7 protein-coding genes and 1 pseudogene are annotated in these 9,136 nt (G+C 67.4%); 2 read left to right on the plus strand and 6 right to left on the minus strand.

The genetic code is table 11. The annotated features are described in order from the left end of the window. Positions 1 to 308: 308 nt before the first annotated feature. Together AC1D1S_RS16385 and tdh are read right to left on the minus strand one after the other, a co-directional pair. Positions 309 to 1,520 (minus strand): glycine C-acetyltransferase, encoded by a 1,212-nt coding sequence (locus AC1D1S_RS16385; RefSeq protein ID WP_243179652.1) that lies wholly within the window; start codon positions 1,518 to 1,520, stop codon positions 309 to 311. A gap of 98 nt (positions 1,521 to 1,618) precedes the next feature. Beyond that, positions 1,619 to 2,665 carry an L-threonine 3-dehydrogenase gene (gene tdh / locus AC1D1S_RS16390; protein ID WP_476945642.1) on the minus strand — a complete coding sequence of 349 codons (1,047 nt, stop codon included), beginning with the start codon at positions 2,663 to 2,665 and terminating at the stop codon, positions 1,619 to 1,621. A gap of 181 nt (positions 2,666 to 2,846) precedes the next feature. Between tdh and AC1D1S_RS16395 the strand changes: the two genes are divergently transcribed. Then, the gene (locus tag AC1D1S_RS16395) at positions 2,847 to 3,755 is read left to right on the plus strand and encodes a LysR family transcriptional regulator (RefSeq protein ID WP_476994940.1); all 909 of its coding nucleotides are present in this window, start codon (positions 2,847 to 2,849) and stop codon (positions 3,753 to 3,755) included. A 3-nt stretch (positions 3,756 to 3,758) separates the two neighbouring features. On the opposite strand, the gene gatB is transcribed toward AC1D1S_RS16395, so the two are convergent. The 4 genes from gatB to AC1D1S_RS16415 form a co-directional block, all read right to left on the minus strand. Beyond that, a complete protein-coding gene (gatB, locus tag AC1D1S_RS16400) occupies positions 3,759 to 5,264 on the minus strand; it encodes an Asp-tRNA(Asn)/Glu-tRNA(Gln) amidotransferase subunit GatB (RefSeq protein ID WP_476945640.1) in 1,506 nt (501 codons plus the stop codon). After that, positions 5,264 to 6,817 (minus strand): Asp-tRNA(Asn)/Glu-tRNA(Gln) amidotransferase subunit GatA, encoded by a 1,554-nt coding sequence (gene gatA / locus AC1D1S_RS16405; protein WP_079551532.1) that lies wholly within the window; start codon positions 6,815 to 6,817, stop codon positions 5,264 to 5,266. The genes gatB and gatA overlap by 1 nt, the downstream gene beginning before the upstream one ends. Positions 6,818 to 6,821: 4 nt before the next feature. After that, positions 6,822 to 7,118: an Asp-tRNA(Asn)/Glu-tRNA(Gln) amidotransferase subunit GatC gene (gene gatC / locus AC1D1S_RS16410; RefSeq protein WP_026537696.1), complete on the minus strand. Its 297-nt coding sequence runs from the start codon at positions 7,116 to 7,118 to the stop codon at positions 6,822 to 6,824. 174 nt (positions 7,119 to 7,292) lie between these two features. Further along, positions 7,293 to 8,774, minus strand: a complete 1,482-nt coding sequence (locus AC1D1S_RS16415; protein WP_243179655.1) for a CitMHS family transporter — start codon at positions 8,772 to 8,774, stop codon at positions 7,293 to 7,295. A 169-nt stretch (positions 8,775 to 8,943) separates the two neighbouring features. On the opposite strand from AC1D1S_RS16415, the pseudogene AC1D1S_RS16420 reads away from it, so the two are divergent. Continuing rightward, positions 8,944 to 9,136: pseudogene (locus AC1D1S_RS16420) on the plus strand (histidine kinase); the annotation flags it as partial.

The raw sequence follows: 9,136 nt of genomic DNA on the forward strand, positions 1-9,136 counted from the left end.
TCCGTGGTCCGCACGACTGGACATGTCCCTCGTTGCTGCGGGCCGGCCCGGGACATGCTCTTCCGTGGTCCGCACGGCTGGACATGTCCCTCGTTGCTGCGGGCCGGCCCGGGACATGCCCTTCGTTGGTCGCGGCCATTGGACATAGTGGCATTATGTCCAGTCCTCGCTGCCGAAGCTGTACATGTCACGCGGACCAGCACGTGGAGGAAGCCTGGATGAACGAGCAAGGCCGGGCAGGGCCTGGCTCCTGGGGCCGGGCCGGACCCGTGCTGAATGCGGGGGCCCGGCCTYGGCGATCAGGCGCTCTAGGCTGCTGCCACTGCTGCGCGGCTGCGCACGAACGCCTGGACGCAGGCTTCGACGTCGTCGGCGCTGTGCGCGGCGGAGAGCTGGACGCGGATCCGGGCGGCGCCCTTGGGCACCACCGGGTAGCTGAACGCCGTGACGAAGACGCCGTTGTGGAGCATGGCGTCGGCCACCTTGGCCGCCATCACGGCGTCGCCGAACATTACCGGGACAATGGCGTGCTCGCCGGGGAGCAGGTCGAAGCCTTCCTCGCTCATGCGGTTCCGGAAGAGTTCAGCGTTGGCGAAGAGCTTGCCGCGCAGTTCGCCGGAGTTTTCCACGAGGTCCAGGGCCTTGAGCGTGGCCGCGACGATCGCCGGGGCCAGCGAGTTGGAGAACAGGTAGGGGCGGGCCTTCTGGCGGAGCATCGCCACGACCTCGCCGCGGCCCGAGACGTAGCCGCCGGAGGCGCCGCCGAGGGCCTTGCCGAAGGTGCCGGTGTAGATGTCCACGCGGTCCGAGACGCCGGCGTGTTCCGGCGTGCCGGCACCGGTGGCGCCCATGAAGCCCACTGCGTGGGAATCGTCCACCATGACCAGGGCGTCGTACTTATCGGCGAGGTCGCAGATCGCTTCGAGCGGGGCCAGGAAGCCGTCCATCGAGAAGACGCCGTCCGTGACGATGATCTTGCGGCGGGCCGGGTTCTCCTGCGTGGTGGCCTCGATCAGCTTCGATTCGAGGTCCGCCATGTCCTGGTTGGCGTAGCGGAAGCGCTGGGCCTTGCAGAGCCGGATGCCGTCAATGATGGACGCGTGGTTCAGGGCGTCCGAGATGACTGCGTCTTCCGGGCCGAAGAGGGACTCGAATACGCCGCCGTTGGCGTCGAAGCAGCTGGAGAACAGGATGGTGTCCTCGGTGCCGAGGAACGCCGAGACGCGCTTTTCCAGTGCCAGGTGCAGGTCCTGGGTGCCGCAGATGAAGCGGACGCTGGCCATGCCGAAGCCGCGCTCGTCCATGGCGGTCTTCGCCGCGGCGATGATGTCCGGGTGGTCGGCGAGGCCCAGGTAGTTGTTGGCGCAGAAGTTCAGCACGTCGGCGCCGGACTCGCCGATCTGCCCGGCCTTGATGCGGTTGGCCTGCGGCGAGTCGATATGCCGCTCGGTCTTGAACAGACCGGCGCTGCGGATCTCATCGAGTTCGTGCTGCAGCTGGTCCTTGATGGCTGAATACATGGGTTGGCTCCTCGGCTGGTTGGATGCGGGGGCGGAATGCTGTGCGTGGAAGGCGGCGTCTGGCAGGAGCCCGGAAGCGCGCGATCGGGGAAAGGGACCTAGAAAACGGTCCAGTCGAGGACCACCTTGCCACCGACGCCGGCGCGGGCCACCTCGAAACCCTTTTCCCAGTCGGTGGCCGGCAGCGTGTCCGTGACCACGGCCGAGATGTTCGCGTGCAGGGCCGGGTTGGAGGAGAGCATGGCGCTCATCGCGTACCAGGTCTCGAACATTTCGCGACCGTAGATGCCCTTCATGGTCAGCATGTGCGTGACCACCTTGCCCCAGTTGATGTCGATGGACTGGCTGGGCAGTCCCAGCATCGCGATCCGGCCGCCGTGGTTCATGTTGTCGATCATCTCAGGCAGCGCGGTGGGGTGTCCCGACATTTCCATGCCGATGTCGAAGCCTTCGCGCATGCCGAGTTCGCGCTGGGCGTCCTTGACCCGCATCTTCGAGACATCGATCGCGAGGTCGACGCCGAGCCTGCGGGCCAGTTCCAGCCGGGGCGCGGAGACGTCGGTGATCGCGATTTTGCGGGCGCCCGCGTGCCGGGCGACGGCGATCGCCATCAGGCCGATGGGTCCGGCGCCGGTGATCAGCACGTCCTCGCCGACCAGCGGGAAGCTCAGGGCGGTGTGGACGGCGTTGCCGAAGGGGTCGAAGATGGCACCGAGTTCCGGGGTGACGGAGGGGTCCTGGTGGACCCAGACGTTGGTCTCGGGGATCACGACGTACTCGGCGAAGGCGCCGTCGCGCTGGACGCCGACGCTGACGGTGTTGATGCACATCTGCTTGCGGCCGGCGCGGCAGTTACGGCAGATCCCGCAGACGATGTGGCCCTCGCCGGAGACCCGGTCCCCGACCTTGACGTCCAGGACGTCCTCGCCGGTCTCGACGACTTCGCCGTAGAACTCGTGGCCGGCGATCAGGGGGGCGTTGATGATGCCCTGCGCCCAGGCGTCCCAGGCCTGGATGTGCAGGTCAGTGCCGCAGATGCCCGTGGTCATGACCCGAATCTTGACGTCGCCGGGCCCGGTCTGGGGCTCGGGGCGGTCCACGAGCTCGAATCCTGCGTGGGCGCCGGCCTTGTAGAGAGCCTTCATGGGCCTTCCTAACTGTGCTTTTGGGGTCCTGCTCCGCGCGTTCTGTTCCGCGTGTTCTGTTTCCGCATGCGGGGCGGGCGTGTGGGACAACTCACCCCATTAGACCCACCAGAAAGCATTAGCACAACCGAATTTTTCTCAATCGACGAATTAGCAATCACTGTTGCATAGAATGGCTGGCATGGAAATCCACCAGCTGGAGATGTTGCGCGAACTCGGAGCTCTGGGCAGCGTCAAGGCCGTCGCCGAAACCCTTCTGGTAACGCCGTCGGCGGTGTCCCAGCAACTGGCCGCGCTGCAGAAGACTGTGGAGGTGCCGCTGACCCGCAAGGAGGGCCGGAACCTGGTGCTCACGGAGGCCGGCCAGGTGCTGGCGGACGCCGGGGCCGCGGTGGTCAGCGCGATGGCGGATGCGAAGATGGCGATCGGTGCCTACCACGGCTCACCGGTGGCGCCGGTGACGCTCAGCGGTTTCCACAGCGCCGGGCAGGCATTGTTCGCACCGCTGGCCCGGCTGCTGGACGGCCCGGGCCAGCCGCGGATCCTGCTCTCCGACGAGGACGTCGCCCAGCAGGATTTTCCCGCCCTGACGGCGCGGTACGACCTGGTCCTGGCGCACCGGATGGACCACAGCCCGCGCTGGCCCGAGGAACGCGTCGCGGTGATCCCGCTCGCGCACGAGCCGCTGGACGTGGCACTGCCCGCCGGGCACCGGCTGGCCGGCCAGCGCGYGGTGACGGCGGACGACGTCGTGGGCGAACCGTGGGTGACGAGCCGCGCCGGCTACTCCCCCGCCGACGTGCTCTCCGCCCTCGCGGCGGTCTCCAGCCGTGAGCTGAACATCGTGCACCGCATCAACGACTACTCAACTGTGGCGGCGCTCGTGGCGGCCGGCGGCGTGATCGGCCTGCTGCCGCGGCACACCGCGCGGCCTGTGCTGAACCCGGACATTGTGCTGCGGCCGCTGGAGGGCATCAGCACCCGGCGCCGGATCGACGTCCTGGCCCGGCCGGAGAACCTTAAACGCACATCGGTCATGATGGTCTGCGAAGCATTGCAGACCATCATGACCGATTTAGTGGGCGGCTAGGGGCTAGCCCTCGACGCCGAGGCGCTCGAGGATCAGCTCCTTGACGCGGCCGGCGTCGGCCTGCCCGCGGGTGGCCTTCATGACAGCGCCGACGATGGCGCCGATCGCCTGGATCTTGCCGCCGCGGATCTTGTCCGCGACGCCGGGCTGCGCGGCGAGGGCCGCGTCGATCGCTTCCAGGAGCGGGCCGTCGTCGGAGACCACGGCGAGGCCGCGCTTCTCGACGATTTCCGCCGGAGTGCCTTCGCCGGCCAGCACGCCGTCCAGGACCTCGGAGGCCATCTTGTTGTTGATCTTGCCGTCCTCCACCATCTTGTTCAGTTCCACGATGGTGGCCGGGTTGACGCCGAGCTGGCCGGGATCGACGTCGGCGTTCTTGGCGCGGCCGACGATCTCGCCCATCCACCATTTGCGGGCCACGGTGGCGGTGGCGCCGGCGGCGATGGTTTCCTCGATCTCGTCCATGACGCCGGCGTTGACGACGTCGCGGAACTCCAGGTCCGAGTAGCCCCAGTCCGCCTGCAGGCGCTTGCGGCGCGCGGCCGGCGGCTCGGGCAGGGTGGCCCGGAGCTCCTCGACCCATTCGCGGGACGCGGTGATCGGGACCAGGTCAGGTTCCGGGAAGTAGCGGTAGTCGTCGGCGTCGGACTTGGCCCGGCCCGACGTCGTGGTCCGGGTGTCCTCGTGCCAGTGGCGGGTTTCCTGGATGACCGGCTCGCCGGAGTCCAGCACGGCGGCGTGCCGCTGGATCTCGTAGCGGACGGCGTGTTCGACGGCGCGCAGCGAGTTGACGTTCTTGGTCTCCGAGCGGATGCCGAAACGTTCGCGGCCGTGCGGGCGCAGCGAGACGTTGGCGTCGCAGCGGACGTTGCCGCGCTCCATCTTCGCGTCCGAGACCCCGAGGTTCTTGACGATCTCGCGGACGGCGGCCACGTAGGCCTTGGCGAGTTCGGGGGCGCGGCTGCCGGCGCCCTCGATCGGCTTGGTGACGATCTCGACCAGCGGCACGCCGGAACGGTTGTAGTCCACCAGGGAGTAGTCCGCGCCCTGGATGCGTCCGGTGGCGCCGCCCATATGGGTCAGCTTGCCGGCGTCCTCCTCCATGTGCGCGCGTTCAATCTCAACCCGGAACACGGTGCCGTCGGAGAGCTCGATGTCCAGGTAGCCGTCGTACGCGATGGGCTCGTCGTACTGGGAGGTCTGGAAGTTCTTCGGGGTGTCCGGGTAGAAGTAGTTCTTCCGGGCGAAGCGGCACTTCTCGGCGATCTTGCAGTTCAGCGCCAGGCCGATCTTGATCGAGGACTCGATCGCGGTCTTGTTCACCACCGGCAGYACGCCGGGCATGCCGAGGTCCACCTCGTTGACGTTGGTGTTCGGCTCGTCGCCGAAGACGTTCGGCGCGGAGGAGAACATCTTGGTCTTGGTGTTGAGCTCCACGTGGACCTCGAACCCCAGGACGGGATCGTACTTGTCCATCGCCTCTTCAAAGCTGAGGGTTGCGTCAGTCATTAGTGTGAGCCTCCGTGGCTTGAAACGGCAGAATCAGTGAGCGAGGGGGCCTTGTCCAGCAGCGGGCCGCCCCACTGCGCCTCGAGCAGGGATTCCAGGACCGCGCCGACGCGGTACAGGCGGGCGTCCTGGCGGGCCGGGGCCAGGAGCTGGATGCCCACGGGCAGCCCGTCCTCGTCGGCCAGGCCGCCGGGCAGGGAGAGGCCGGGGACGCCGGCCATGTTCGCCGGGATGGTGGCGACGTCGTTGAGGTACATCGCCAGCGGGTCGTTGAGCTTCTCGCCGAGCTTGAACGCCGTGGTCGGCGCCGTCGGGGAAATCAGCACGTCGGCCTTTTCGAAGGCGGCGTCGAAGTCGCGCTGGATCAGGGTGCGCACCTTCTGGGCCGAGCCGTAGTAGGCGTCGTAGTAGCCGGCGCTCAGGGCGTAGGTGCCCAGGATGATGCGGCGCTTGACCTCGTCGCCGAAGCCGGCGGCGCGGGTGGCCCCCATGACCCGCTCGATGGTCAGCGGTCCCTGTTCGGGCAGGACCCGCAGGCCGTAGCGGACGCCGTCGAACTTGGCCAGGTTGGAGGAAGCCTCGGACGGCATGATCAGGTAGTAGGCGCCCAGGGCGTACTTGAAGTTGGGGCAGGAGACCTCGACGATCTCGGCGCCCGCGCCTTTGAGCAGTTCGAGGGATTCGTTGAAGCGGTTCTCGACGCCGGCCTGGTAGCCCTCGCCGTGCAGCTCCTTGATGATGCCGATCTTCATGCCCTCGACGTTGCCGGTCCGGGCCGCGGCCACGAGGTCCTCGAGCGGGTCCGGCAGCGAGGTGGAGTCGCGCGGATCATGCCCGCCGATCACCTGGTGCAGCAGGGCCGAGTCGAGCACGGTGCGGGACACCGGCCCGATCTGGTCCAGCGAGGAGGCCATGGCGATGGCACCGTAGCGGGAAACGCCGCCGTAGGTGGGCTTGACGCCGACCGTGCCGGTGACGGCGCCGGGCTGGCGGATGGATCCGCCGGTGTCCGTGCCGAGGGCCAGCGGGGCTTCGAAGGCCGCGACGGCGGCAGCGGAGCCGCCGCCGGAACCGCCCGGGATGCGGTCCAGGTCCCATGGGTTGTGCGTGGGCCCGTAGGCCGAGTGCTCGGTGGAGGAGCCCATCGCGAATTCGTCGAGGTTCGTCTTGCCCAGGATCGGCATCTTGGCGGCGCGCAGGCGCTCGACGACGGTGGCGTCGTAGGGGCTGTGCCAGCCTTCGAGGATCTTCGAGCCGGCCGTGGTGGGCTGGCCGATCGTGACGATGAGGTCCTTGACGGCGATCGGGACGCCCGCGAGGACGTGGAGCTCTTCGGCGGCGGCACCGCCGGCGGCGCGGATCGCATCCACTTCGGCGGCGACGGCGAGCGCCTCGTCGGCGTTGACGTGGAGGAAGGCGTGGACCTTGCCGTCGACGGCGGCGATGCGGTCCAGGTAGGCCTGGGTGACCTCGACGGCGGTGATCTCGCGGGCGGCCAGCTTCTCGGCGAGCGCGGCGGCGGAGAGGCGGATCAGTTCGTTGTTCTCAGTCATGGTCTTAGTCCTCATCCAGGATTGCCGGGACCTTGAAACGGCCTTCGTACGCGTCGGGGGCACCGGAGAGGGACTGCTCGGCCGTAAACGTGTGGCCCACGACGTCCTCGCGGAACACATTGGTCAGCGGAATCGGGTGGGACGTGGCCGGGACGTCATCACCGGCGGCTTCACTGACGGACTTCACTGAATCCACGATGACGGCGAGTTCGCCGGCCATCCTGTCCAGCTCTTCAGCACTCATCTCGATGTGCGCGAGTTGCGCGAGATGCGCGACGTCGTCGCGGTTGATCGCAGCCATGGATCTCCCCTGCAAGGTATGGATAATTTTCCGTCCCAGTCTACGTGTCTGAACTCCCTGCCGCCGTCCGGCGCCAGGCCGGACGAGCCTCCCTCACCAAACGGGACTGTCGGGTCCGGAAAATCTCCGAACCCGACAGCCTCGCTATCAATATTTGTGGTGCTCCTTGGTTTGTTAGCCGATGCCGATGGCTCCGGTGAGCACTCCTACTCCGAGCATCACCAGGGAGATCACGGCCGTGCGCCACAGGACCTTCTTGTGGTGGTCGCCCAGGTCCACCTTCGCGAGGGAGACCAGGAGCAGGATGGCGGGGACCAGGGGGCTCTGCAGGTGGAAGGGCTGGCCGGTGATGGAAGCGCGGGCCATGTCGGCGGCGCTGACGCCGTAGTGGGCCGCCGTTTCGCTCAGGACCGGCAGGACGCCGAAGTAGAAGGCGTCGTTGCTCATGAAGAACGTCATCGGGATGCTCAGGACACCGGTGATCACGGCCATCAGCGGACCCATGTCCGACGGGATGATCTGGACCAGCCATTCCGACATGGCCTTGACCATGCCCGTGCCGTTGAGGACGCCGGTCAGGACCGAGGCGGCCATGACCATGCTGACGACCGCGACAATCGAGGGAGCGTGCGCGATCAGCTGGGCGCTCTGGTCCTTGACCTTGGGGAAGTTGACCAGCAGGGCGATGGCGGCGCCGACCATGAAGACGAACGGGAGCGGAATGACGTTGGCGACGAGCGTCGCCATGACCGCGACCGTGAGGCCGAGGTTGAACCAGAACAGCTTGGGACGGAGGGTCTTGCGGTTGGGGTCCAGGGCGGTGTCGGCCATGGCGGAGTCGCGGTCGTCAACGAAGGAATCGGCGCGCTCCAGCACTGCAACGGACGATCCTTCCGGGGAGAGCCCGGCGGGCGAGGCTCCGGGGCCCTTGCGGCCGCGGCGGATTCCGGTACCGCCGGCCGCGGTGCCGCCGGCTGCGCCGTCTGCATCGCCGTCGAAGGCTGCAGCTGTGTCCGGGACGCCCCAGATCTCGGGGGCGACGGCGCGGAGACGGTTGCGTTCCTGCAGGCCGAGCAGCCAGGAGAAGACCAGCACGACGATGAGCCCTGCGATGAGGGACGGGACCATGGGCACGAAGACATCGTTGACGTCGAGCTTCAGCGCGGAGGCGGCGCGGGCGGTGGGGCCGCCCCAGGGCAGGATGTTCATGGTGCCGTTGGCCAGGCCGGCCACGCAGGTCAGGACCACGGGGCTCATCTTCAGCCGCAGGTAGACCGGCAGCATCGCCGCTGTGGTGAGGATGAAGGTGGTGGAGCCGTCGCCGTCGAGGGAGACCGCTGCCGCGAGGATGGCCGTGCCCAGGACCACCTTGGCGGGGTCGTTGCCGAGCTTTCGCAGGATGAACCGGACCAGGGGGTCAAAGAGCCCGACGTCGATCATCAGCCCGAAGTAGATGATCGCGAACATCAGCAGCGCGGCGGTGGAGGTCATGGATTTCATGGAGTCCATGACCATCGGGCCGATGCCGAGGCCCGCGCCGGCGAAAAGCCCGAAGACTGTGGGAACAATGATGAGCGCCAGCACCGGCGTCAACTTCTTCGTCATGATCAGCACCATGAATACCGCGATCATGGCGAATCCTAGTAATACCAGCACGGCCGGCTCCTTCTTCGTTGAATGACACCACTCCGGTGTGATGCGCACTACAGACGTTAGAGTGGCGCCCGTCACGACTGGGCCTTTGGCTCAATTGATTGGCATACTGCTTATTGGATGCATTTTGCGCATTTTGCTCACGTCCGTACCAACCCCAGGCAGGAGCCCGATGAAGCGCCGCACAGCACTGCCGGCCCTGCGCTTTTCGACCCAGACACTGCTGCTGCAGCTCGGCGTCGTGGCGCTGGTGGTGCTGCTGAGCAGCGCCGTCCACGCCTGGCTGAGCTATGACCGGCTGGGCCGCGAGGCGGAGAACCAGGCGCTGACCCTGGCCCGGACGGTGGCCTCGGACCCCTCCGTGC

The sequence above is a fragment of the Arthrobacter sp. P1_A5 genome (assembly GCF_056406825.1).

Bases quoted from the DNA above. Each gene is read 5' to 3' on its own strand.
- AC1D1S_RS16385 (WP_243179652.1), bottom strand. From the start codon at position 1,520: ATGTATTCAGCCATCAAGGACCAGCTGCAGCACGAACTCGATGAGATC.
- gatA (WP_079551532.1), bottom strand. From the start codon at position 6,817: ATGACTGAGAACAACGAACTGATCCGCCTCTCCGCCGCCGCGCTCGCC.
- tdh (WP_476945642.1), bottom strand. From the start codon at position 2,665: ATGAAGGCTCTCTACAAGGCCGGCGCCCACGCAGGATTCGAGCTCGTG.
- gatC (WP_026537696.1), bottom strand. From the start codon at position 7,118: ATGGCTGCGATCAACCGCGACGACGTCGCGCATCTCGCGCAACTCGCG.